Source organism: Polynucleobacter nymphae (assembly GCF_018882155.1).
Taxonomy (GTDB): Bacteria; Pseudomonadota; Gammaproteobacteria; order Burkholderiales; family Burkholderiaceae; genus Polynucleobacter; species Polynucleobacter nymphae.
The window spans coordinates 609,404-633,555 of the sequence record NZ_JACVPA010000001.1 but is presented as its reverse complement, the minus strand read 5'-3'; the positions used below and the strand labels follow the sequence as shown (position 1 = coordinate 633,555).

Sequence of the window (24,152 nt, the reverse complement as noted above, 5' to 3'; positions counted from 1 at the left end):
TTCTCAGAAGCGCTAGGCATTTAAATCGCCTCTAGCAATGCGGCCTTTTTGAACTTCCCATTCACGCTCTTTGGTGGCGGCGCGTTTGTCATGTTGCTTTTTACCTCTAGCTAGCCCAATTTCGCACTTCACATTGCCTTTGGAGAAATGGAGATTAAGTGGTACCAAGGTGTAGCCTTTTTGCTCTACTTTGCCGATCAGCTTGCGGATCTCAATGGCATTCAGGAGTAGCTTTCTGGTGCGGGTGCTGTCAGGAACAATATGAGTAGAAGCGGAAAGCAGGGGGGTGATGTGGCAGCCGATCAGGAAAAGCTCCGCCTTGCGAATGACGACATACGCTTCCTTGATGTGCGCGCGACCTGCGCGGATGGCTTTAACTTCCCAGCCCTCCAGTACAAGCCCGGCCTCGAAGCGTTCCTCGATAAAATAATCGAAGAAGGCTTTTTTGTTATCGACGATACTCATAGTTATTTAGCTTCCAAGATCGATTATGGCAGACGTCTACAAGACCGTTTTAATTGGGCACTCAGCTGACCGAATGTATGGCTTGGTAACTGATGTGGCGCGCTACCCCGAGTTTTTGCCTTGGTGTGGTGGAGTAGAGATTTTTGAGCAAACTGAGACAGTTTTGGACGCCAAAATTAATATTCATTTCAAGGGTATTACTCAATTTTTCCATACCCGCAATATCAACCATCGCCCAGAAACAATTGATATGGTCTTTGTAGATGGCCCTTTTAAGCATTTTTCGGGGCAGTGGAATTTCGTGCCCTTGCGAGAAGATGCCTGTAAGGTCGAATTTAAGCTCCATTGGGAATTTAAGAGTGCCATTCTCGATAAGATCATCGGCCCTGTTTTCAGCCATATTGCTGGTACTTTTGTGGATTGTTTTGTGAAAAGGGCGGAGGATCTGGATGGCTAGTCGCAGCCTAGATCTCTTGCTTTGTGATGCCAGAAAGGGTGACCCCGTTCTGAGCTCATTTCAGTTAACTCTCAAAGATGGCGAATTGGCTACGGTGGGTTTGGCCTTGGTAAGGGCAGGTATTGCGACCGGTCAAGATGACCCAGTCTTAGCCAGAAAAGGCTGTTTTGGGGTCTTTGGAAAGCGTAAAGATTGGGATAGCCCCATTTACTCAGGGGATCGTTTGGAGCTGTATTCCCCGCTTTTAATTGACCCCAAGAGCGTCCGTCGTAAGAAGGCCAACCAGAACCAGGATGCCAAATTCCAGGCTGCCGCAGCTAAAAGAAAGGCTAGGAGGCTATAATCTGTTTTTGTGACTAGGGGTTTTGTATGCGACTCATTCAAAAAGCACTCACTTTTGACGATGTGCTCCTCGTGCCGGCCTATTCATCGGTACTCCCTCGAGATGCCAGTCTGGCAAGTAAGTTAACTCGAGAAATTTCTCTCAATACACCGCTGGTGTCTGCTGCAATGGATACCGTGACCGAAGGTCGTTTGGCAATTGCCATGGCTAGTGAAGGCGGCATTGGGATTATTCATAAAAACTTAACGCCAGCTGAGCAAGCGCGTGAAGTAGCCAAAGTAAAGCGATACGAATCAGGGGTTCTGCGCGACCCAATCACTATTGCTCCAGATGTGACCCTGCGCCAAGTGATTCAACTTTCTCGTGAACATGGCTTCTCTGGATTTCCAGTTCTAGTTGGTAAAGAAGTTGTCGGCATTATCACAAACCGTGATTTGCGTTTCGAGGAAGATTTAGATGCTCCAGTAAAAACCAAAATGACTCCACGTGAGCGCTTGGTGACTGTGAAAGAAGGTTGCTCATTAGAAGAAGCAAAGCGCTTAATGAGTCAGCATCGCTTAGAGCGCGTATTGGTTGTGAATGACAAATTTGAATTACGTGGTCTGATCACTGTGAAAGATATTCTGAAGGCCACTGAACACCCTAATGCTTGCAAAGATAGCGAAGGCAAGCTACGCGTGGGTGCTGCGGTTGGTGTGGGTCCTGATAATGATGAACGTATTGAGCTTTTAGTGCGCGCTGGGGTAGATGTCATTGTGGTTGATACTGCTCATGGTCATAGCCAAGGTGTTCTAGATCGCGTCAAATGGGTGAAGAAAAAATTCCCACATGTGCAAGTGATTGGCGGCAATATTGCTACTGGTGATGCAGCTAAGGCTTTAGTTGATCATGGCGCTGATGGCGTTAAGGTTGGCATTGGTCCTGGCTCAATTTGTACTACTCGGATTGTTGCGGGGGTTGGTGTTCCTCAAATTACTGCGATCGTCAACGTAGCTGCTGCACTAAAGGGTACCGGCATTCCATTAATTGCTGACGGTGGTGTGCGTTACTCTGGCGATATTGCAAAAGCATTAGCAGCTGGCGCAAGTTCTGTGATGATGGGTGGTATGTTCGCTGGCACTGAAGAAGCCCCAGGCGAAGTGTTCTTATATCAAGGACGTTCTTACAAGAGTTATCGCGGCATGGGTTCATTGGGCGCAATGGCTGATGGTTCTGCAGATCGCTATTTCCAGAGCGATATCGTGGCCAATGCAGAGAAGCTGGTTCCAGAAGGCATTGAGGGACAAGTTCCCTACAAGGGTAGTGTTCTAGCAATCTTGCATCAACTCACAGGCGGTATTCGTTCCTCAATGGGTTATCTGGGTTGTAAAACCATTGCTGAATTGCATGAAAAAGCCAATTTTGTGGAAATTACTTCTGCGGGTGTGCGTGAGTCACATGTTCATGATGTGAAGATCACTAAGGAATCACCGAATTACCACATTGATTAAAAAATAAATGAAGGCTGAATTTAAGACTGGCTCTTTCGTGCACGACAAAATACTGATTCTCGACTTTGGTTCACAAGTAACCCAATTAATTGCTAGGCGTGTGCGTGATGCACGGGTGTATTCAGAGATCCATCCCTATGATTGTGATCCAGAATTCATACGCAAATTCGTTCAAGAGCAGGGCGGCAAGGGAATTATTCTCTCGGGTGGCCCAAGCTCAGTAACAGAAGTTGGTAGCCCACGCGCACCTCAAATCGTTTTTGATCTAGGTGTGCCTGTTCTCGGTATTTGCTATGGCATGCAAACGATGGCAACTCAGTTGGGTGGTGCAGTTGCATCTGCTGAGTCATTAGGTAAAGCGCGGGAGTTTGGCTATGCTGAGGTTCGTGCTCATGGCCACACCAATCTCCTCAAAGGTATACAAGACTTTTCTACCAGCGAAGGTCATGGCATTCTCAAGGTGTGGATGAGTCATGGCGACTCAGTAACGACTTTGCCACCTTCATTTAAGTTGATGGCCTCTACTGACTCTTGTCCTATCGCTGGTATGGCAGATGAAGAGCGCCGCTTCTATGCATTTCAGTTCCATCCAGAAGTAACCCACACCATTCAAGGTACTGCGATTATTGAGCGCTTCGTACACGATATATGTCAGTGCAAGCCTGATTGGGTGATGGGCGACTACATCAGCGAGGCTGTTGAACATATTCGCAAGCAAGTAGGCAGTGAAGAAGTCATTCTGGGTTTATCAGGTGGTGTTGACTCTAGTGTTGCTGCTGCTCTCATCCATCGTGCCATTGGCGATCAACTGACTTGTGTGTTTGTTGACCATGGGCTGCTTCGCCTCAATGAAGGCGATATGGTGATGGAGATGTTTGCGCGTAACCTAGGTGTAAAAGTGATTCGTGTTGATGCAGCCAAAACTTTTATGGGTCAGTTAGCTGGTGTTGCTGATCCCGAAGCCAAACGCAAAATTATCGGTAAAGAGTTCGTAGAGATTTTTCAGAGTGAATCTGGAAAAATCAAGAATGCCCAGTGGCTTGCCCAAGGAACGATCTACCCAGACGTGATTGAGTCGGCTGGCAAAGGCAAGAAGGGCGCTCATACCATTAAGAGTCACCATAATGTCGGTGGCCTGCCTGAGGACATGCATCTGAAGTTGTTAGAGCCTTTGCGTGAATTGTTTAAAGATGAAGTACGTGAACTCGGTGTGGCATTAGGTTTGCCTCGTGAAATGGTGTATCGCCATCCATTTCCTGGACCAGGTCTGGGTGTGCGTATTTTGGGCGAAGTTAAAGCAGAGTTTGCAACTCTCCTGCAACGTGCTGATGCTATCTTTATTGAAGAATTGCGGAATACCATCGATGAGACAAGTCAAAAATCTTGGTATGACTTAACTAGTCAGGCCTTTGCAGTATTTCTCCCAGTAAAGTCTGTTGGTGTCATGGGAGATGGCAGAACCTATGAGTATGTAGTTGCACTTAGAGCAGTCCAAACACAGGATTTTATGACTGCGCATTGGGCACACTTGCCACATGAGTTGTTAGGTAAAGTTTCTAATCGCATCATCAATGAAGTGAGCGGCATCAATCGCGTGGTGTACGACATTAGTGGAAAACCACCCGCAACGATTGAGTGGGAGTAGTAACTGAGCCTAAGTCGTTGATTTATAAGGACTTAAAGTTACACAAAAATCACACAAACGCAAAAAACACTTGCGTTTAAGTGCTATTAGAAGTTACAGTTACACAACTTGCTACACACTGAAGTAGCTATTCAAAACTGTAACTACCCAAGCCCGCAAAATGACACTGAAGAAAAAGACATTTAGTGAAGAAGAAATACTGATTTACGATGAGGCTGTCATATACAAAAGGGGTGACATATGGCAGTTTCGCTATTGGCTTGAAAAAGAGCGTAGGTATGTGAGACTTAGCTTAAAGACTAAGAACATAGATGTAGCAATAGAAAAAGCTAAAAAACACTTTGTCAAAATTAAGAGCGAAACAGATAGCGGAAAGACATATTACTCAAAGACAGCTAAAGATGGAGTATTGATGTACTTGGAGTACAGAAAAGGACACATAGAAAGTAGAACTACTAAGAGTATTGTTAAAGGTAGGTACGGGACAATACGATCACATCTAGACCATTGGTTAGACTTTATAGAGCGTGATACAAAGCTAAAAGAGTTAGATAGAGATAGCTGTGCAGATTATGCTAAAACTAGAGAAAATCCAAGTGCTACAAAGACTATAGCTTTATCAACAATAGCTGGTGAGCAAAGTACTATCAACTCAATGATGAAGTGGCTTCATAAAAAAGGTGAAGTTTACATTGATGGATTTGACTTTGAAACAATATCAATACGCAATACACCAGAAGAGGCAGTAAGACGATCATCGTTTACAGATGAAGAGGTATGGGCTTTTAGATTGGCTATACCTAAGTACATTGAAGAAGCAATGAAGGATTTAACAGACTTAGAAAATAAGGCACGAGTTCTATCTGGTCACTATCTACTAATTTCTTCTATTTGTGGACTGAGAACTGGTGAGCAAAAACAGTTGAAATGGAAAGACATTACATTCCAAAATCAAACAATTAATAAAGAAGAGATAGATTTTATAAAGATAAATGTAAGAAAAGAAACAAGTAAAGTAAGAAAATCTCGTGTAGTAAAGATAAGAGATATGGAGTATTTTCAAAACTTATTCAATCTAACAACTCCTACGCATTCTAAGCAACTATACGGTGAGAACTTTATCTTTAGTTTTAATGGAATTAATGTTGTAAGCCAAAGAGCAGTTACACATCACTTTAAAAAGATATTAGAAGCGGCTGAAATTGATGTAGGTAAGAGGAAGTTAGTGCCATATAGCTTTAGACATTACTTCATTACAAACAGAATTAAGGCTGGATTAAGTTATAAAGCTGTAGCTGACATGTGTGGTACAAGTAGGGCTCAAATTGAAAAGACTTACTATCATATTGATGAAGATATTTTAACAACGCAAGCAATGGCTGGATACTACACAATAGATGGAATGATTGTGCCTACATAGTATTTTAACTATGCCTGTCGTCACCATGCTCATGGTTTTACAAATTACTATGAAAAATGGTGTAAACACCTATATATAACGCCGAAAGACGCATTTGTAGCAAATATGGTGGGGGTATAGGTAAGAAATCACCAGCCCGAAAGTTTCAGCTATATGCTAAAAATCCGCGTAGCAATTTTTTTACAAAGCTAGGACCCATTTCTAGTAGCTGTCTTTCTCGTCATCTTCATGTGGGTATAGCTGTCTATTCAGCTTTGACTTGATAGGGTACTTGGTAGCTACAGTAGGCTTGATAGGGGGTATGGGCTTGATGTGGGGTAAAGCTGTGGGGGCTACTGTTTTATTGGGTAGGGTAGTAGGGCTATTTGTTGGGGGTTGGGTAGGGTGACTAGATAGATTATTAGGGGGTTGACTAGATTTAGCTAAGGGTTGGTTGGGGTTGGTAGTAGGCTTGCTAGGCTTAGTAGGGGGCTTAGGTAGGGATGGTGCTTTGATACTTGGTATTGACTTAGCTTTGCTACTAGATTTACGCTTAGGCTTCAACTTACTTAATCTAGCTTGTTCTGTCTTTTCTCTAGCTTGTTGCTCTGCTTGCTGTCTAATCGTACTAAAAGTAGTATCAAATATTAGTTGTAATAGCTTAAGCTGTTCTTCAGCGTTTGTGAACTCAAATAGTCGCATACTAAGTATCCTTTTCTTATATTTATAGAAAAGGATACTTGTACAAAATAATAGCTACTTTGCGAAGCTGTCTCGTGTAGCTTTACTTACATCATTGATAAACTCATCTAGCTCGCCATTTTCAATTGAGCCAGCGATGTGTTTAAGTGTGCTAATAAGTTCATCACCATTGCTAACTTCAATAGCGTTAGCACCTTTCTTATTAAGCATAAGAGTCTTAGAGCCGTACTTAATAGCAAGATGAATCTTGCCTGTATCGCTAATCCAGAACCATTCTTTAACTCTCTTAATAGTCTCAATAGTCTTGCGTTCACCAGTTGTTTTATCTATGAATGTTTTAAGACGCTTAGGTGCGTAGCTATTACCTTCTTTTTTAGCTGTACATAGTTCAATCTGTTCATGTACTTTAGAAAGCAATTTCAATCTGCGATTGACTACTGGGCTAACAGTAGATTGCTTCTTACTTGTAACAAGTTTAAGTGCTGACATAGTAGCCATTTCATACTCCAAAGTAGTTAAAGGAATAGTTAATGTAATACCTTTTAGTCACTTTTCCTACCAAAACACTTTGAAAATCTTCCGTAAGTCTATGATTAATATAACTTTTTCATAAAAATTCACGCTATCCTTACATAAAGCATAAATATATCTATATAAAAAATATAGGTGTAATTATGCTTAAGCAAGTAGTAGACAAAAAAGATGTAAGACTTGAAGTAGTTAAATGGCTGACAAATGCTAAGGAACTTGGACTGACACAAGGTCTTACTGTCATGCCTAAAAAAGTCTATTACAAGCATGTGGCTAAGTCACGCTATGCTGTAGATGGCAAGGTGTACAGGCACTTGACTAAAGATGAGCTAGAGAAGGCTAACGCTAGACTTGTACACTTGATTAATAAACTGGTGCTTAAAAACGCATACAAGCGTGATGGCAAAAAATTAGTAGTTGTAGGAAGCATAGAAGGTGACAACAGTAGCTGTATCAATTTACACACACATTTCTTGCTACAAAAGCCAGATAGCTATACAGCTGAACAGTTCCATGAAAAAGTTGTAAAGGCTATAGATTTGAGTGGTGAATTTGAGATGAGCAATCCAAACTATCGTGCCGACAAAGATAGTGAGGACAAGATGTTTAGATACAAAGTTGAAGAGATTAAAGAAGGTTGGTCGGTATACATTACAAAAAAGATAGATAAGCTAGAGCTGAACAGGCTTTACTTTTACTAATCTAAGCACTCTAGTCCTTAGTTGACGCTTGCGGTTAATGGTTAATAAGCACTTAAAGAGTGCTTAATTAGCGTAGCTTTGCCTAAAATTAAGTAAACACTCAAATAAGTAAGAACTTAGATACAAGATACTTAGTTAAAGCAAACAAGATAGATGTAATTACACAACAGGTTAATAGAGAAAGATAAAAGTTATATCCATTACGCAAAAGATAAGACATTAGAAGAAACATTGGTAGCGTAGGTAGGACATACCAAAAGGTTTCATATGTAATGTCAGCTATCTTCAAAGTATCTTCACTTTCATAGTAAATCCAACAGATAGCAATAATTGACACAATAGGTAGTGCCAAAATGAATGCGGCTAAGCTACTGCTACGCTTACTAAGTTCTGTAGCAATCACAATAATTAAAGCACTTAAAAGCGTTTTCAAAGCATAAAGCATAACAACTCCTTTTTCTACATTCTAAAGCAACGCACTAGAACAAGCTACAAACGCTTAAAACTGTAAGCTGAATACTAGGACAGCAGAAAAGCGTATCAACAGCTTGTAGGGCTTGTACGCAAACAGTTAAATAAGTGTGGCACTACAGCAACGACACTTAGAAGTGAATATAAGAAAATAGCATATTTTGTTATATTTTACTCAAAAGATAAGCTAAGTCGTTGATTTTGAATAAGAAAACACTATGACTAAAAAAGAACAAAAACAGGTAGGAATTTCGAATACAAGACAATACACTAAAAATGTAGAAAACATTACATTTGAGGTGAACAAGATGGCAAAGCAAGCTAAGACATTAACACAGCAAGAATTTAGACGAGTACTTGATTATATTACTACACGCAAGCATAGTTCTAGAAATAGGGCTATGCTTTATTTGATGTATTGTGCGGGAACTAGGGTAGGGGAGACAAGTGCTTTACGAATAGAGGACGCTGTAGATACCGATGGCAATGTAAAGCGTGAAATACTACTCAAGTCTGATATTACAAAAGGTAATGTAGCAAGGACAATTTATGTAAGTGAAAAGCTATACAAAGAACTTGAGGCTTACATTAAGACATTGGACATTTCAGACCGAAAGCGTAAGCTGTTTTACTCGCAGAAAAAGACCAGTGACGGATTTAGTCCAAACACACTAACACAGTACTGGCACTATCTATTTTCAGCTTGTGGCATTGATAACGCATCAAGCCACTCGATGAGAAGGTCATTTGCTACACAGATTAGTAGCAAAGGTGTAGGCATTAGAGTTCTTCAAAAGCTAATGGGTCATAGGTCAGCACAGACAACAATGGTATACATTGACGCAAGTGACGATATGATGCGGAAAGCAGTAGAGTTAGTCTAATTACCAAGAATTCTTAGTAAGTCTGCTAATGTCACTAATAGCTTGATTTAGTAGAGCAGTACCATAGGTAAGATCATGTTGAATAGCATGGGATAAATCTAATTGTGACATATCATAATTATGCGGTACTTTTGTATTTGAAAATTGTTGTAAAAGTCTATCGTGACTATTTTTCCAAAATGCTACATTTCCCTTGGCATTATTGATGCCTGTAAATAAATCAATAGCTAGATCAAGCTGTTTGAACTCATCTTCTGTAAAAGAAATAGAAGCTATATATTCATCTCTAAGTGCGTAGAATGTAGATACAGATGTATCATCAACTCTATATATTCTGTAATGTTTATGACGAAGAGGTTTATTTGTTATTCTAAATGCCTCACTAATGGTTCTCGAAAGATATTGATCATCACTATTAGAACTTTGAATTTTTAGTTCATCAGCAAAGCTACTTATTAGCAATCTTTTTATCTCAGTTTTAGTTGGTTTAATATAATCGTGAATGATTAAGAATTTACCATAGGTATACCCGTTCATAACTTGCGTGTACATAGCAGTCCTTTCCATAACGGTTGATGAGTACGATGTGACTTGAAGATAAAGCCACCTAATTCCTCAAAATACTATCTCATCTTTTTGACTAGGACAAGTAGGTATTGACACTAGGCAAGCGTTACACTAGAGTGTAATTTTCAATAACGCTACTACTAAGGAGAGTACACATGGGATTCTTTGAAACTTACGGCAAGCCTGATGACATCAAAGCAGACAAGAAGCTGACTACGGAAGAGATGTTGGAACACGGCATTGAACAGCAAGAGAAGTTGCTCAATGGCGAAGAAGTCTTAAACCTCAAAGGCGAGCCAATTCGGAGTTGGTTTAGAGATGGACGCTTTGTACCTAGCATTGGTATCTTTGGACTGTTTGATGGAAAGGCAATACCTTGGAAAAAAGGTACAGAGAAAGCAATGCTTGAAGCATTCAAGAAGAGCTATGAAGCTGGTGATTTCGCAAGCTACATTAAGGCTGTAGACAAGAAGCGAGAAGAAAATAATGCTAAATTGGCAGAAGGCAGAAAAAATATAGGTAAGAAGAAAAAATAAAAATTAACTTACTTTTTCATCTAAGCTATATCAATTATGTAATTTCAATTACATTGTTATATAGCTTAGCTATTAGTTTTTTATCTAGTCTAAAACCGCCTCCATGATTATGTGGAGTACCGGCTAATGGTTGTTCTGGTCCATATACACCAAGTCTGTTGTCGTATCTTATAAGGCCTTGCTCCATCAAATCAATAAAATTCTCATGACCAATATAGTCTATAAAAACTGTGGCATTTGTGTAATGAAAATGATGTCTGCCATTAATAACTCTCATATCTGCTTCTACCAAGAATAGATTTTGTAGCTTCTTTGCTCCGTTGTGTACATCCTCGAAGTTCCAGTAAACAGTTCTATCAAGTACATTTTCATTTAGATCTGCTTTTACAATATAAATCCTTGATGTTTTACGATCTACTTCTACTTTGTATTTGAACTTCTTATATACAACTGACCATCTATGTGCGTACAAGGAAGTACTAAATCTTAATACATTTGGATATCTTGGGTCAGGTACTCCCCAGTTATTACGCATGTAGCTATCACCATCAGATGGATAGCTAGGTTTTAAGGTAAACAACGATATAGGTGATTTACTTTTAAGATAAGTCTTCTTAGTCTTTACTTCAAAATTGTCAAAATCTGCCTCTTTTAAGTTATTCTCTTTTACACCTAAATGTTTCTCAAATGTATTACCAGCGGCACCGTCGTTAAAGTCCGTCTTTACATTTTCAAGAAATCCTAGTGCTTTAATACGCAAAAATTCTTGCTTTATTTTGTCGGAATTCATATATAATTTCACTGTGCTGTAACAATGAAATCATGACCACAAACCTAGGTGTTTGCCATAGGTGTTTTCCTTAATCGAAATTAATAGTCAATGTATGAAAGCAAAAAAAGTAAAAAATGATCAATTACTAGACTCAATTTTTAATGAGTCTTGTATTGAAACTATGAAAAGAATTCCAGATAACTTTGTTGATGTTGTTATTACCTCTCCACCTTACAACATGAACTTGAGAATTAGAAAAGGTGAATATTGCTCTAGGCAAATAGTTAAGGAAATTAGTACAAAATATGAAGGATTCGCTGATAATGTTCCTATCGATGAATACAACAGATTTCATACTGAAGTTCTAAGAGAGTTGCTAAGAATAAGCAACTTAGTTTTTTATAATATTCAAATTGTTACTGGTAGCAAGCGTTCAATATTCAAAATGATTGGTGAATTTAGTGAGAATCTAAAAGAAATAATTGTTTGGGATAAAGGACATGCTCAGCCAGCTATGCAAGAGCAAGTTTTAAGTAGGCGAAGTGAATTGATTTTAGTGTTTGAAAATGATTATCCAATCAGTAGGCAATTTAGAACGGCTACATTTAAGAGGGGTACATTGGATGATGTATGGGAAATTAAAAGAGAAAGGAAGAAGGGGGTACAAAATCATGGTGCTACTTTTCCACAAGAACTGATTAAAACGATACTTGAAAACTTTACTAAAAAAGGTGATGTTATTTATGATCCTTTTTTAGGCACTGGAACTACAGCTATTGTTAGTAAAAAATTAAAGAGAAGATATATCGGTAGCGAGCTTAGTAAGGAGTACTACAATATATGTTTAGAGCAACTTAAAGACGCAGACTCACTTTTAGAGTAAAGAAAAACTGTCTGTTTAACTTACACATCGTGTAACTTCTATATTTTTCCTATGTACACTAACACTCACAAAAATTAATAAGAATTCTTAAGTATGCAAAATGTTACGCAAATGTTACACAACTCTAAATTATTACTTGTAAGTACTTGATTTTATTGATTTTTTATACAGGCTATTTATGGAGTGGGAATGAGGGCGCTAATGGCATTAGCTGGACAAAGCAATATGACGACTTCACAGAATTACATTGATTTACGTCCCGCAATAATTAAAGCTGCGGTTGAGTTGGTTTAATCACTGATTTTTTGAACGTATAGCTGATAGAGTGGTGCTCTAATAATTCTAATCTTTCTGCAATAAATATTAGTAAAGGCATCAATAGCTGTTTTTGGGCAACGTATTGGGTCAGTCCCATACGCTAGTTCTTCTTGCCACAAATAATCGTCAAAAGCTATCACCCCATTATTCTTTAATAATCTAAAACCAAGAAGTGCGTCACATAAAACGTCGGTTGCTTGGTGCGAACCATCAACGTAGATAAAATCGAAATATCCTTGCTTGCCGTCAGTAATTAACTTTGATAATGCTACATCACTAAATCCTTTGTGAAGCATAAGCTCAACAGTGTTTTCAACTTTGCTGATCGCCATTTTAGTATTGTGGTGAAATCGCTTTTCAACATCAGACATATCCACTTCAGCAACACCCCCTTTTTTATGCTCTACTCCACCTTCCCAGGTATCGATACAATGAATTTCTATTTCTTTCGAAGCCGCAAGTTTTTCAATGAGGTAGCAAGTACTGGCTCCTTCGTAAGAGCCAACCTCTAGTATTTTAGTTGGGTTTATTTGCGGAATTAGGAAATCCCACACTCCTTTTGCATCGCTTTCAAACCAGCTGTTAGTGAAGTTATATGTTGAGCTGTTCATTGCTCTCTCATTGTTTTCCGTTTAGTAGTGCAATGCGTAACCATAAACATGTAAAATCTAATAAGCACAATAGGTTACGTAAGGCTATGCTACTACAAAAACGAATAAAAAAGTCACGCAAAACTTACACACAGATGATTTGGTGTGCTGTAAGACCCTTAAATATCGAGTTTTTTACCTATGCAACGATTGAGTGGGAATAACACTTTTAGTTTTCACCCTAGATGCCTGAGTTACGTCAAACCGCCCTTGAACTATTAGCAATCACTCTTCCGAAAATTAAGGTTGAGCGGGTGCAGCAATTGTTTGATGATTACCATCGTCAATGTATTGATCTAGATGTTTCTGCTGATTTAAGTTCACAAGGACTTATTCTTCCTGGGCGTCCATCAAAGCCAGTGTTGGTTCCGCCATTGACTGTTCCCAAAAGAAAAATGGATACTCTTGAGGGCAGGCTCTCTCTGCTCCACTCACTTGCGCATATTGAATTTAATGCAATGAATCTTGCGCTTGATGCAATTTGGCGATTTGCTAATATGCCTGCCCAATATTATGTGGATTGGTTAAAGGTTGCTAAAGAAGAGGCTTACCATTTCAGTTTGATTGAGAGTCATCTGCAATCTGTTGGCGTTACCTACGGTGATTTCCCGGCCCACAACAGTCTATGGGAAATGGTTGAGAGAACAACAGATGCGGTGATTGCCAGAATGGCTCTAGTCCCTCGGACCATGGAGGCGAGAGGTTTAGATGCTGTTCCAGCCATTCGAGATCGTTTTAAGCAAATTAAAGATCAACAAGTCGTTGAAATATTGGAAATTATTCTCAGGGATGAAGTAGGGCACGTTCTGATTGGTAATCAATGGTTTAATTTTTTATGTGCCAAGAAGAACTTATCTCCGATTGCAACGTACAAAGAGTTAGCAAGACAATACTGCGCTCCTATATTAAGAGGTCCATTCAACATAGAGGCTCGTAAACAAGCTGGATTTACTGCTGAAGAATTAAGCCTGCTTGGAACATAATTCAAAACTTGGGGAGTGTATGAATTTTCCGCGTCTACTACCAGTATTGCTAACGGTCATTCTGACAGGGTGTATTTCTTATCAACCCTATCCTGCAGGAGTTGCTTTACCTTCACCAGAAGTCGCCCCTAAAGTAAGGCCACCAAAAGTAGGCCAAGAGTGGGTATATACAGTACGCAATGTTTTTAATCAGGCAGTAGTCGACACTGTTACCGAAAGAGTAGTGGCAGTTGATAAAGAAGTACGTATAGAACGCACTGGAGTAAAAGCAGGCCGTTTGCCTGACGAGATTCAATCTCCCTGGGGGTATATTTTGCAAGATCCCCATTGGAGTCCTCCGCTATTATTTCAACAAGCAATCCCTACTTGGCCTGAGCAATTACTTCCTAAGTGGACGGGATTTTTTCAAACCCGGTACCAAGTTCCCGGCTACCCTAGCTCTAGTTACTCCTGGGCAATGGAAGTCACTGCAATTCAGTGGGAGCAAATGACGGTACCAGCAGGGCAGTTTTTGACTTTAAAATATCAGAACGTAGCCCCCTATTTTGAGAGTAATGATCTATTTAGGGTGCGTAATTATCGCCAAGAGGATATTTGGCTTGCCCCTGAGATTGGGCGTTGGGTTATCCGCTGGGGATATGGGCGTTATATCACTCCTGGGATCTATTGGGCTAACGCTTACTGGGAAGATTATCTTGAGTGGGAGCTTGTCTCCTGGAAGTAAGTAAAGCGCTTAAAATAGGCGCACTGTTATGTATACCGTTAAAGAACTCTTTCCAACACTGCAAGGCGAAGGTGCCCATGCTGGACGCGCTGCAGTGTTTTGCCGTTTTGCTGGTTGTAATTTATGGAGTGGCCGCGAGGAAGATCGAGCAACTGCAGTCTGTAAATTTTGCGATACCGATTTTGTAGGTAGCGATGGCGATGGTGGCGGTAAGTTTGAAACTGCTCAAGACTTGGCGAATGTAATCGAGTCTTCATGGAGAAGTACTTCAGCAGGACCTCAACAGCGCTATGTAGTCTTTACTGGTGGCGAGCCGCTTTTACAATTAGATGAACAGCTAATTACCAAGCTGCATCAAAAAGGTTTCGAGCTTGCAATTGAAACAAATGGCACTATCAAGGTTCCAAAAGGCGTCGATTGGGTTTGTGTCAGCCCTAAAGCAGGCTCTGATTTGATTGTTCTCCAAGCTAATGAGCTGAAGTTAGTAATACCCCAAGAAGGACACGACTCTTTGGAAAAGTTATTAGCACGTTTTGAGAAGATGGATTATCGCAATCGCTTCTTGCAACCAATGGATGGACCAAATCTTAAAATGAATACCGCATTAGCCGTGAATCTTTGCCAGAAACGCCCACTTTGGAGATTGAGTCTCCAATCCCATAAACTGATAGGTATTCGATAATCTGGAGAATTCCAGTATTACTATTGATAGATCTGAATGACAAGTAAACAAGCTGCAATCTCCATTACCCGTCGCCTTGAATTTGATTCAGGACACCGTATTCCCAATCATGATGGGCAATGTAAACATTTGCATGGGCATCGTTACGCCATTGAAGTTACTTTAACTGGTGAAGTGGCAAACAATCCAGGTAAGGCTGATGATGGTATGGTGCTCGACTTTGGGGATATCAAACGCCTGACAAATGAATATGTGGTTGATCTTTGGGACCATGCATTCTTGGTGGCCAAAGAGGATGAAGGCCTGGTTACTTTCCTAGCCACACTGCCAAATCATAAAACAGTGGTGATGGAGCATGTGCCTACTGTTGAGAATTTGGCTCATGCTGCTTTTGCTATTTTGCAGCCGGTATTTAATAAATCCTTTGGCGGTCGCCTGGAGCTTTCAACGCTTCGTTTGTATGAGACACCCAATTGCTGGGCTGACGTACACCATTCCTAATGAAGCAGGCAGAGCTAGATCGCGAGTTCATGGAGCAGGCTTTAGAGCAAGCTGGGCTCGCTGCTCTTGCAGGTGAGGTTCCTGTCGGGGCAGTCATAGTGCGTAATGGCGAAGTGATCTCTAAAGCTTTTAATCAGCCTATAAGCAATCATGATCCTAGTGCCCATGCGGAAATGCTGGCATTAAGACATGCTGCTCTATCTGCTGAAAATTATCGTTTACCAGGCGCTACCCTGTACGTTACTTTAGAGCCCTGCATTATGTGCGCTGGTGCAATGTTGCATGCTAGGGTTGACCGTATTGTGTATGGGGCTGCAGATCCAAAAACAGGTGCCGCTGGTAGCGTTTTAGATGTATTCTCATCAAAACAAATCAATCATCAGACTGTTATTGAAGGTGGCATGATGGCACAAGAGTGTGGTCAATTGTTGCGTGATTTCTTTAAGGAGCGACGTTGAAATCTATTCATTTGATTGCTCCTTCTGGAGCGAGCTTAGATGATAAAAGTCCTTTAGCTGGCATTGAATGGCTAAAGAGCCAAGGTATTGCAATTCAGAATGCAGAATGTGTGCAGCGTGTTCATGAGCGCTTTTCTGGAAAAGATGAAACGCGTTTAAATGAGTTAAATCAGCTTGCTACCCTAGATCCTCAGACTGTTGTGATGGCTATGCGAGGTGGTTATGGCATTCATCGCCTATTACCAAATATCGATTGGGTTGGTATTGCCAAGGCTATTAGCAATGGTTTGCAAATTTCTGGCCACAGTGATTTCACGGTATTTCAGTTAGGCTTATTAGCTAAGACAGGTGCGATCACTTTATCTGGACCAATGCTGAACTATGATTTTGGCAAGCTCGATGAAAGCGGTAAAGCAATTGCTCCCGATGCATTTATGTGGAAACATTTTCAAGCTGCTATTGAAGAGCGAAAACTCGATTGCAGTGTATCGGCACCGCAATCCTTTTTGGCTAAGGCAAAGGGTGGCGAAGTGAAGGGAATCTTGTGGGGCGGTAACTTAACAGTCCTAGCAGGCTTGGTGGGGACCCCATATTTACCATCCCCACAACAAACTCAAAATGGCATCTTATTTTTAGAAGATGTGAATGAGCATCCTTATCGCTTAGAACGTATGCTCATGCAATTACTAGATGCAAATATTCTGAATCACCAGTCTGCAATCCTACTAGGGGGTTTTTCTGCCTATCGCCTATACGATAACGACAAAGGTTATACATTGGAGCGAGCTATTGAGGCAATCCGTCTACGATTGCCAGATACGATTCCTGTTTTGACGGATCTGCCATTTGGTCATCAAGCTAATAAACTAACGCTACCTATGGGCGCTCAAGCTAGTGTAGATTACAGCGCAGCAGGCTTTACTCTCAAGGTGAATTGGTAGATGTGTTTACAGCAGCTTCTAATCAGAATTATTCTGGCTGTTATTGCACTGACTTTTACGGGGGCGGTAATGGCCACTGAAGAACCTCAATTTTCTATTCTTGAAAAAACACCTCCTTTTGAACTCAGATTCTATGCGCCCATGATTTTGGCTGAGGTGAAAGTGGAAGGTAATTTGGATGAGGCCTCGAGCCAGGGTTTTCGACTAATTGCCGCCTATATCTTTGGGCAGAACCAAGTGAGCGAAAAAATTGCCATGACTTCACCAGTGGTAATTGAAGGGCAGGCGCCCAAAAGCGCAAAGATTGCCATGACTTCTCCAGTCACTATTGAATCAAACGCTGGTCAATGGATTATTTCCTTTGTGATGCCTTCTGAATACACTATGGAAAGCTTGCCAAAACCCCTAAATCCTAAAGTACAGCTTCGGCAGATTCCAGCGGTAAAGCGAGCAGTGATTGGCTTTACTGGTTTTTACAATGAGAACAAGGTTTCCGAAAGAACTCTAGAGCTAGAGGAGTGGATGAAGGCAAAAAATCTTCAGGCAGCTAGTGCACCGAAGTTTGCACGCTATAACCCTCCTTGGACTTTACCTTTTATGCGTCGTAATGAAATCATGATTGATATTCGTGACTAAAAATAGCTTTAAATAAATTACTTAAGCTTCAAAACTTTTCAGCAAAAATTGAGCGCCACCATTGATACCTAATGCTTTAGTAAGAGCAGGCAAAGCCTCTGCCAAATGTTTTTCTAGAGTCCATGGCGGATTAATGATGAACATACCGCTAGCCTGAAGGCGACGCTCACCAGGCGCATTCTCAACCCTTAATTCTGTATGTAGCCATGAACGTTGATGGCTTGCCACAATTTTCTTCAAACGATCTGGTAGCGCTGCGGATTCTCTTCGAGAGAGCATGGGGTACCAAATCGCATAGCAGCCAGTAGCAAACCGTTGCAAAGCTTCTTCTAGAGCTACTTCAAGATAGCGGTAGTCTTGCTTATCCTCATAAGAAGGGTCAATCAGCACTAGACCACGTCTACTTGGTGGTGGCAGTAAGCCTTTGAGCCTAGCAAAACTATCTTCGGCATAAACATCAATCTGTTTTTCCTGTTTTAACTGGCTAACATTGTGTCGCAGAACATCAATCTCTTTGGGATGTAGTTCAAATAATTTGAGGCGATCCTGCGGTCTGAGTAAGCGAGCCAAAATAAAAGGTGAGCCAGGATAGCTGGCAAGTTCAGCCCCCACGTTTTCTGCTTGAATAAGTTCTAAATATTTTTTAACACTCTGTGCAGTTGGATTGCCTGCCTCAATAAATTGGAGTAGTTTCAATATCCCGCCTTCAGCCTCTTTACTCACGGCAGCAAAGCCATCTTTCAGACTATAGATACCAGCTCCAGCATGGGTGTCGATGATCGTCAGGGCGCCAGGCTTTTCCTGGAGATATTCAACTAAATGAATCAGGGTTAAATGCTTGAGAATGTCGGCATGACTGCCAGCATGAAACGCGTGTCGATAACTAAACATGGTGCATCACTCTCATCTGGTGAGCGATGGAGTTAGTTGTGCTTTAATAAAAAAAGCCAAGGTAATTAGTAGTATGGCTATAGATGCGTACTGAAGCGGCAGATTAAGCTCGTGATCTATGATTTGTGTCAGATGAGCGTAAATAGCAGTCACACCGCCAATTGCTACTAGACGTAACCAGGCGCCCTTAAGGGCAAAATATCTTTCAGGAATAGAGTTTGCTAATAGAGCTCCCAATATTCCACACCATATTCCAAATCCTGCACCACCGAATACATCCGTTAGCCAGTGTGCTCCAACAGCGCTGCGCGACAAACCAACTAAGGCTGCAACAACAAACAGAAGCAACATTGGCTTACGTTTATCTTTATCGCAAGAAAAATATAAGGCTGTTGCTACAGCAAAAGCCGTTAAGGTATGCCCAGACGGGAACGATTTTTGAAGTAGCGGTTCACCCAAGCGATAAAAGCTACCAGCCTCTAGCACTCCAGCTGGCCTTGGGAGATCAAAATAGTTTTTTAAGGAAGTACTTACGATTGCTGAGATAGCACCTGCAATAATCCCGGCAGTCAATACACGGGGTGCCAGCAAGAGAAGCGGAAACGCAATGGCAAAGACTCCCCATCCGTTACCTACAAATGTGAGCCACGCCCACAGTGTATCTGGCAGCAATTGTGCTAATTGATTGATAAATAAAAAGCTACTACTTTGAAATTCACCAGAATAGATTGCAAATGCGATAGCAAGTGGGGCTAGTGGAACAAACCAGACTAATGTCGGAATTACTTTGTTACTCATTTCAATTAACGACCCTTAACCTGGTCCGCACCTTGCAATTGGATGTCAACTTTGTCTAAGACTTGGGCTACGGTGATGGCTTGCATGCAAACATTATCCTGACATGGTGTTTTACGATGATTGGCAGCGCTCACACATGGAGAGCACGCTAAGTTAGCAGTGATCGCAATCGAGTTTCCTATGGAGCCATAGAGGGCTGGCGTTTCTGGTCCAAAGAGGACCACTGTTCTTAATGGTGTTACGGCAGAAAAGTGACCTGGACCAGAGTCATTGGTCACCATCACATCTGAGAGGGTGTAGAGCGGCGGTAGTTCCGCAAAGCTGACTTGACCCGCAAAGTTCAAGGCATTCTGGATATTAGCGACTACGCGAACTTTTTCTACATAGGCAAATTCAGCAGGAGAGCCAGTAATTAAAATAAGATCACTTGGGTATTGCTGATGCACCCCTTGAATTAATTCAGAAAAACGTTGTTGAGCCCAACGACGTTGCGGTAATAAGTCACTTGCATTTGGGTTAATTAAAATTAAGCGGTTCTTACCATAGACATAACTAATACCAGCTTCTTTTGCTAACTTTTCAATTCGCTCACGAACTTTTTCAAGCGCTAGCGGATCGATGACAGCTTGTTCTAGACGTACTTCAGAATCTGGAATCTGAATTTTGCTGAATGGCACTTCAATCTGTTTAGCAAAAGCCGCATGAATCAAAGAAAGAAAATTCTTGGTAATGTGTATATGGGGGTTGTAGTGGACTTTGCGGGTAAGCATAAATCCACGCCATAAGCCTTCACCATGAAAGATGTGATAACCCACACGACGCCGGGCGCCACATAAGCCAGTTAACAAGGCGGTGAAACGTGAAAAGAGCTCCAGATCAATCACAGTGTCAATACGATGACGACGGGCGATGAGTAAAAATCGCAAGGTATCTTTAATTAAGCCACCTAAGCTAGAGGAATCAATTGTAAAAATATTTTCTGGCTTGACGGTATTCAGTAAAGTTAGACTCGCGCGATTACTCTTAAAGATCAAGAAGAATAGTTCAGCGCCACGAGCTTGTGCATTACGCATAGCAGGATCAACCAAAATCGCACTACCCATTTCTGAGAGCTCAATAAAGAGTAATTTCTTGGGGACTTCTGGTCCACGATGAAAGATATTTTTCACGCCATCCATCAGCGCTACCAATGGGCTAGCAATTGCGCAGAGTGGTACACCGACCCAATGATCGATGGCACGCATGGTATTGACGCTAATAGTCATCGTTTTTCTCTGAAAGAATTATTTTCGTTTTAGTAAAAAGTATGCACCGGGTAATACTGATAAGACAGTGATCGCACCGTAGCTGATAGATGCTAATACAGTTAAAGAGGGATTAACTCCCCACAATGCCAATACGGAGGACAGGGTAGCTTCGCGCAATCCCCAGCCTGAAATGCTAATCGGGAGCATGAGCAATAAACTAAGTGCTGGTAAACCAATCATCAAACTCGATATTGGCGCTTCGGCACCGTAGGCTCTCAGGCAAAAGCTAAATGCCAAAATGATGCAGCTATGTATAGCAACCCCAAATAAGGCCTGGGCGATATTCATCGGCCATGAAAACGCCAGTTGAATTCCTGGCATTGCATTATTCATTTGTAGGCGGTCTAAGAGTTTTTGCAGTAGCTCTCTTGTTTTAGGCCATGCCAAGATCAAAGCGATGATTGTCCCAGCAAGAATCATGATGCACATTACTGCGTAACCTAAATCTTGGCCCCAGGTGGCAATAGTAGCGCCGCCTAGGATTAAACCAATACCGCCTAATAAATTATTGCCAGCAAGGCCGAGCAGTCTATCAACTAAAGTCATCGCAAAACTAAGGCGTAGTTTTGGTGTTGCATGCCCCAGATCAACTGCATGATGTAGTTCTTCATCTAATTCTTTTGTGCTGCTAAGCTTATCGCTATCAGTAAAGTGAGTTGCCGTAATAGCGCGATAGCTATCACCACCCAATGTGCTGGGCAGGCCTTGATTAATTAGCCCACCTGCGAAATAAAGGGCAACGTAACTTTTGAGACTGCCCTGAAAGCCAGCACTGCGCATGATGAAGCCCCAGCGTAAACCGCCACAAATAAATGCAGAGCATATTGCCAGGGCTGCTGCAATTAACCAGGCCGGCTCCATTTTGATTTCAGAGTCGAGTAGGGTATGCCAGTCAATTCCACTGGTTGCTTTCCATAGGAGTGCAATCGACAGCAAAATGCGGATGGTGGGCCATGCGCGCTTCAGCATTGATTTCCACCCAGAAGGGGTTTTAGGGGTGGATTGGGGTATTGAACTCATAGGCGTAAGGATAATGCCTTGCGCACCTAAGGTCCTGAATTTAAGATAATTACTTCGCTGAAGCAGGCCCTTGCCAGTTACTGCAGAGGCTAAAGTCAAATTTAGACAAGACTTGGCCAAAGCGCTGGATTTCCAGGCTGTCTAGGGGCTCACAGCGTTCGAAGGCTAACTTGCTGCCAACGGGGGGTGAGAAGCTCATACCAGACCAATTCATCAGAAGAATATTTGCACCTAATGGAAGCTGTCCAAACCAAAGGTCAAATTGATCTTTTCTTTCATCCAAGATAAACACTGGAATCGGTTTTGCATACCAAGCAGCACGGCTACCTAGGGTCCAGTTTTGGACAGCAATACCATCTGCTTTAGTAGCTTGACTTAATTGGGCAGCTTTTTGCCCGGCAATTTTCCAGCCATAAAGATCAGCAATCGGATTTGATTTAATCGATGCAGAAGGAATGCCACCAGATAAAACAAATCCAAAGCCAAGAATGCACAGTGCAATTTGAAAGATAAATAGAATTCGTATGACAGTTTTATGCTGAACAGACCACGCTTTAGCTAAACCAATGCCAGCAAATGGAGCCAAGCAAAACCAAGCAGGTGTTGTCCAGTGAGGGAGGCTACCGCCACCAGAAAGACTAGCAAAAATGACAAAAGGAATGAAGAAGAACCCAAGCAAGGACAATAAAGAAAGCTTTGTTGCATGCATGCAGTCTTTAAGAAAGATATAGCTGCCCATAATAAGTAAGGGGCCAAACGCGACAATTTGAATGCCAAGGAAAGCGCCGAATCTCCGCCATAACCATTCACCACCACTGCCATGGGCGATTTGGTACTTAAAGGAAACCCAGTCGTTAGCCCAATTCCAGTAGAGGACTGGACCTATCAAGACTAACGCGAGCAAGATTGCTAACCAGAAACCTATTTTTCCAAGCCATGGTTTTCTGCGGGCGCTAATAAATACAAGTAGTAAAGCAAAAGCAGTAAAGATGGCAGTGTATTTACTTAAGCCTGCCAATCCCAGTAGAACTCCAGTTAAAAGCCAATCCCCAATTGTGAAGCGGTCTTGAATTAGCCAACGAAGTGCCATGAACATCAGGCCAAGACTTAATGGCGCCAGCAAAGTATCTGGCAATAAACCAATGGCAAGTACGTGCGGCATTGGCGCTGCGATGATAGTGAGAACAGCCATCAGTCCACAGGTATTAGCTGAAGGTAGTGCACTGGTAAGGTAACCTGAGTTACGTCCCTGAATGAAGTGATGAATCTCCAACGTCAGTTGGTAAACCAAAAGACAAGAGATGACCCAAAGTAGTTCGGGAACTAAACGAATGAAACCTTCCGAAGAGGTGAGGGTAACCAGCGGCCACTGTATCCAACCTACCAATGGCGGGTGATCAAAATAGCTCCAAGCTAAATGCTGGGCATATAGTGCGTAATGGGCTTCATCAACCGAAAATTCAACTGAAAAACCCAGGGCAAAATGCACTAGCGCTGCTATGCAAACGCAGATTGCAGCCCAACTTGAGGGTGATTGATGGCGCATAAGCCGATTTTAGACTCACTCGAGCAATTCTTTGGGACAATTAGCAATATGTTGAAATATGTTTTATACCCCTTGATTCTCACTACGCTGATTGCCTTGGCTGGCTGTGCTGGTTTTGGCGGCGGGTCAGTTCAAGATGAGTCAGGACAAGCTTTTGATCCTAGTAATTTGCCAGCGCAGGAAGAGCTCCCCAAGTTTTCTGCCGAGACTGCTCGAAATGGGATGCCTAATGGTTGGAATTTCTATCGCATAGCACCCTATAAGAAGAATACGCTTTATCGTCTTGAAAATTACCAAGGTAAAACTGTACTGAGCGCTAATTCAAAAACATCAGCCTCGGGTCTGGCTGTGAAGTTACGCCCAAGGCCAGCAAATAATTTATGGCTGCAGTGGGAGTGGAAGGCTTTGAGTGCTATTCCTGAAGCTGATAACGCCGAGCGTTATCACGACGATGCACCCCTCAGAATATTAGTGGCGTTCGATGGTAATAAATCCAAACTGCCATTAAAAGAGAAGATGAACTTCGAGATGGCCAATCTCATTAGTGGTCAAGAAATGCCTTATGCCACTCTCATGTATATCTGGTCTGGAAAATCGCCAGTAGATACGATTATTAGTAATGCACATACCTCGCGCATCAAGATGATTGTGGTTGATTCTGGTTGGGAGAACTTAAGCACTTGGCACAAGCATCAACGTGATCTTGCTGCTGATTACAAGAGGGCATATGGAGAAGCGCCTGGAGAAGTGATTGGGATTGCTTTGTTAACTGATACTGACAATACCAAATCAGAAACGCGTGCTATCTATGGCGATATCGAGCTAGTGCGCAAGAATCCAAAATAAAGTTA

Annotated in this window: 29 protein-coding genes; 17 read left to right on the top strand and 12 right to left on the bottom strand. The window is 41.7% G+C overall.

The genetic code is table 11. The features are described 5' to 3' along the window. Positions 1-12: 12 nt before the first annotated feature. On the bottom strand, positions 13-465 hold the full coding sequence (gene smpB / locus ICN29_RS03300; protein ID WP_216129688.1) for an SsrA-binding protein SmpB: 453 nt from the start codon (positions 463-465) through the stop codon (positions 13-15). Between the two features lie 25 nt (positions 466-490). Between smpB and ICN29_RS03295 the strand changes: the two genes are divergently transcribed. The 5 genes from ICN29_RS03295 (at position 491) to ICN29_RS03275 (ending at position 5,820) form a co-directional block, all read left to right on the top strand. Next, complete coding sequence (locus tag ICN29_RS03295; RefSeq protein ID WP_216129686.1) at positions 491-922, top strand: type II toxin-antitoxin system RatA family toxin; 432 nt, start codon at positions 491-493, stop codon at positions 920-922. Beyond that, positions 915-1,265 carry an RnfH family protein gene (locus ICN29_RS03290; protein WP_216129684.1) on the top strand — a complete coding sequence of 117 codons (351 nt, stop codon included), beginning with the start codon at positions 915-917 and terminating at the stop codon, positions 1,263-1,265. The genes ICN29_RS03295 and ICN29_RS03290 overlap by 8 nt, the downstream gene beginning before the upstream one ends. 26 nt (positions 1,266-1,291) lie before the next feature. Further along, a complete protein-coding gene (gene guaB / locus ICN29_RS03285) occupies positions 1,292-2,755 on the top strand; it encodes an IMP dehydrogenase (RefSeq protein WP_216129681.1) in 1,464 nt (487 codons plus the stop codon). A gap of 37 nt (positions 2,756-2,792) precedes the next feature. Further along, positions 2,793-4,400, top strand: a complete 1,608-nt coding sequence (guaA, locus tag ICN29_RS03280; protein WP_216131967.1) for a glutamine-hydrolyzing GMP synthase — start codon at positions 2,793-2,795, stop codon at positions 4,398-4,400. Positions 4,401-4,560: 160 nt separating this feature from the next. Further along, a complete protein-coding gene (locus ICN29_RS03275; protein ID WP_216129679.1) occupies positions 4,561-5,820 on the top strand; it encodes a tyrosine-type recombinase/integrase in 1,260 nt (419 codons plus the stop codon). Positions 5,821-6,021: 201 nt separating this feature from the next. Here the strand turns inward: ICN29_RS03275 and ICN29_RS03270 are convergent, their stop codons facing one another. Further along, a complete protein-coding gene (locus tag ICN29_RS03270; RefSeq protein WP_216129677.1) occupies positions 6,022-6,501 on the bottom strand; it encodes a hypothetical protein in 480 nt (159 codons plus the stop codon). A gap of 54 nt (positions 6,502-6,555) precedes the next feature. Continuing rightward, positions 6,556-6,990: a DUF6641 family protein gene (locus tag ICN29_RS03265; RefSeq protein ID WP_255538047.1), complete on the bottom strand. Its 435-nt coding sequence runs from the start codon at positions 6,988-6,990 to the stop codon at positions 6,556-6,558. Positions 6,991-7,175: 185 nt separating this feature from the next. Between ICN29_RS03265 and ICN29_RS03260 the strand changes: the two genes are divergently transcribed. After that, a complete protein-coding gene (locus ICN29_RS03260; RefSeq protein WP_216129673.1) occupies positions 7,176-7,733 on the top strand; it encodes a hypothetical protein in 558 nt (185 codons plus the stop codon). Positions 7,734-7,833: 100 nt separating this feature from the next. On the opposite strand, the gene ICN29_RS10805 is transcribed toward ICN29_RS03260, so the two are convergent. Beyond that, a complete protein-coding gene (locus tag ICN29_RS10805; protein ID WP_500797027.1) occupies positions 7,834-8,178 on the bottom strand; it encodes a DUF3147 family protein in 345 nt (114 codons plus the stop codon). Between the two features lie 244 nt (positions 8,179-8,422). Here ICN29_RS10805 and ICN29_RS03255 point away from each other — a divergent pair, with 244 nt between their 5' ends. Continuing rightward, complete coding sequence (locus tag ICN29_RS03255; RefSeq protein WP_369411623.1) at positions 8,423-9,088, top strand: tyrosine-type recombinase/integrase; 666 nt, start codon at positions 8,423-8,425, stop codon at positions 9,086-9,088. Here the strand turns inward: ICN29_RS03255 and ICN29_RS03250 are convergent, their stop codons facing one another. Then, the gene (locus ICN29_RS03250) at positions 9,089-9,640 is read right to left on the bottom strand and encodes a hypothetical protein (RefSeq protein WP_216129671.1); all 552 of its coding nucleotides are present in this window, start codon (positions 9,638-9,640) and stop codon (positions 9,089-9,091) included. 170 nt (positions 9,641-9,810) lie between these two features. Between ICN29_RS03250 and ICN29_RS03245 the strand changes: the two genes are divergently transcribed. Continuing rightward, complete coding sequence (locus tag ICN29_RS03245) at positions 9,811-10,191, top strand: hypothetical protein (protein ID WP_216129669.1); 381 nt, start codon at positions 9,811-9,813, stop codon at positions 10,189-10,191. 34 nt (positions 10,192-10,225) lie between these two features. Here ICN29_RS03245 and ICN29_RS03240 read toward each other — a convergent pair whose 3' ends face one another. Next, complete coding sequence (locus tag ICN29_RS03240) at positions 10,226-10,981, bottom strand: MvaI/BcnI family restriction endonuclease (RefSeq protein ID WP_216129667.1); 756 nt, start codon at positions 10,979-10,981, stop codon at positions 10,226-10,228. A 94-nt stretch (positions 10,982-11,075) separates the two neighbouring features. On the opposite strand from ICN29_RS03240, the gene ICN29_RS03235 reads away from it, so the two are divergent. Continuing rightward, positions 11,076-11,846 (top strand): DNA-methyltransferase, encoded by a 771-nt coding sequence (locus ICN29_RS03235; protein ID WP_216129665.1) that lies wholly within the window; start codon positions 11,076-11,078, stop codon positions 11,844-11,846. Between the two features lie 290 nt (positions 11,847-12,136). Here the strand turns inward: ICN29_RS03235 and ICN29_RS03230 are convergent, their stop codons facing one another. Beyond that, positions 12,137-12,775, bottom strand: coding sequence for a class I SAM-dependent methyltransferase (locus ICN29_RS03230; RefSeq protein WP_216129663.1), 639 nt, complete (start codon positions 12,773-12,775; stop codon positions 12,137-12,139). Between the two features lie 224 nt (positions 12,776-12,999). Between ICN29_RS03230 and ICN29_RS03225 the strand changes: the two genes are divergently transcribed. The 7 genes from ICN29_RS03225 to ICN29_RS03195 all read left to right on the top strand — a co-directional run bounded on the left by ICN29_RS03225 (position 13,000) and on the right by ICN29_RS03195 (position 17,739). Next, complete coding sequence (locus ICN29_RS03225) at positions 13,000-13,797, top strand: ferritin-like domain-containing protein (protein WP_216129661.1); 798 nt, start codon at positions 13,000-13,002, stop codon at positions 13,795-13,797. A 19-nt stretch (positions 13,798-13,816) separates the two neighbouring features. Then, positions 13,817-14,521, top strand: coding sequence for a hypothetical protein (locus tag ICN29_RS03220; protein ID WP_216129659.1), 705 nt, complete (start codon positions 13,817-13,819; stop codon positions 14,519-14,521). A gap of 28 nt (positions 14,522-14,549) precedes the next feature. After that, on the top strand, positions 14,550-15,203 hold the full coding sequence (gene queE / locus ICN29_RS03215; RefSeq protein ID WP_216129657.1) for a 7-carboxy-7-deazaguanine synthase: 654 nt from the start codon (positions 14,550-14,552) through the stop codon (positions 15,201-15,203). A gap of 36 nt (positions 15,204-15,239) precedes the next feature. After that, complete coding sequence (queD, locus tag ICN29_RS03210; protein ID WP_216129655.1) at positions 15,240-15,704, top strand: 6-carboxytetrahydropterin synthase QueD; 465 nt, start codon at positions 15,240-15,242, stop codon at positions 15,702-15,704. Continuing rightward, the gene (gene tadA / locus ICN29_RS03205) at positions 15,704-16,162 is read left to right on the top strand and encodes a tRNA adenosine(34) deaminase TadA (RefSeq protein ID WP_216129652.1); all 459 of its coding nucleotides are present in this window, start codon (positions 15,704-15,706) and stop codon (positions 16,160-16,162) included. The genes queD and tadA overlap by 1 nt, the downstream gene beginning before the upstream one ends. Next, positions 16,159-17,103: an LD-carboxypeptidase gene (locus tag ICN29_RS03200; RefSeq protein WP_216129650.1), complete on the top strand. Its 945-nt coding sequence runs from the start codon at positions 16,159-16,161 to the stop codon at positions 17,101-17,103. The genes tadA and ICN29_RS03200 overlap by 4 nt, the downstream gene beginning before the upstream one ends. A gap of 69 nt (positions 17,104-17,172) precedes the next feature. Next, on the top strand, positions 17,173-17,739 hold the full coding sequence (locus tag ICN29_RS03195) for an SOUL family heme-binding protein (protein ID WP_216129648.1): 567 nt from the start codon (positions 17,173-17,175) through the stop codon (positions 17,737-17,739). Positions 17,740-17,760: 21 nt separating this feature from the next. Here the strand turns inward: ICN29_RS03195 and ICN29_RS03190 are convergent, their stop codons facing one another. Genes ICN29_RS03190 through ICN29_RS03170 form a run of 5 tightly spaced genes read right to left on the bottom strand, consistent with a single transcriptional unit; the run spans position 17,761 to position 23,301 of the window. Beyond that, positions 17,761-18,630 (bottom strand): 23S rRNA (adenine(2030)-N(6))-methyltransferase RlmJ, encoded by an 870-nt coding sequence (locus ICN29_RS03190; protein WP_216129646.1) that lies wholly within the window; start codon positions 18,628-18,630, stop codon positions 17,761-17,763. 12 nt (positions 18,631-18,642) lie between these two features. Beyond that, positions 18,643-19,428: a phosphatase PAP2 family protein gene (locus ICN29_RS03185; RefSeq protein ID WP_216129644.1), complete on the bottom strand. Its 786-nt coding sequence runs from the start codon at positions 19,426-19,428 to the stop codon at positions 18,643-18,645. Positions 19,429-19,433: 5 nt separating this feature from the next. Continuing rightward, the gene (locus tag ICN29_RS03180) at positions 19,434-20,693 is read right to left on the bottom strand and encodes a glycosyltransferase family 9 protein (RefSeq protein WP_216129642.1); all 1,260 of its coding nucleotides are present in this window, start codon (positions 20,691-20,693) and stop codon (positions 19,434-19,436) included. Between the two features lie 18 nt (positions 20,694-20,711). After that, positions 20,712-21,755 carry a lysylphosphatidylglycerol synthase transmembrane domain-containing protein gene (locus tag ICN29_RS03175; protein WP_216129640.1) on the bottom strand — a complete coding sequence of 348 codons (1,044 nt, stop codon included), beginning with the start codon at positions 21,753-21,755 and terminating at the stop codon, positions 20,712-20,714. A gap of 49 nt (positions 21,756-21,804) precedes the next feature. Next, positions 21,805-23,301, bottom strand: a complete 1,497-nt coding sequence (locus tag ICN29_RS03170; RefSeq protein ID WP_216129638.1) for an ArnT family glycosyltransferase — start codon at positions 23,299-23,301, stop codon at positions 21,805-21,807. On the opposite strand from ICN29_RS03170, the gene ICN29_RS03165 reads away from it, so the two are divergent. After that, positions 23,293-24,147: a DUF3047 domain-containing protein gene (locus tag ICN29_RS03165; RefSeq protein WP_255538046.1), complete on the top strand. Its 855-nt coding sequence runs from the start codon at positions 23,293-23,295 to the stop codon at positions 24,145-24,147. The two genes, ICN29_RS03170 and ICN29_RS03165, sit on opposite strands and share 9 nt — an antisense overlap. The last annotated feature ends 5 nt before the right edge of the window (positions 24,148-24,152 follow it).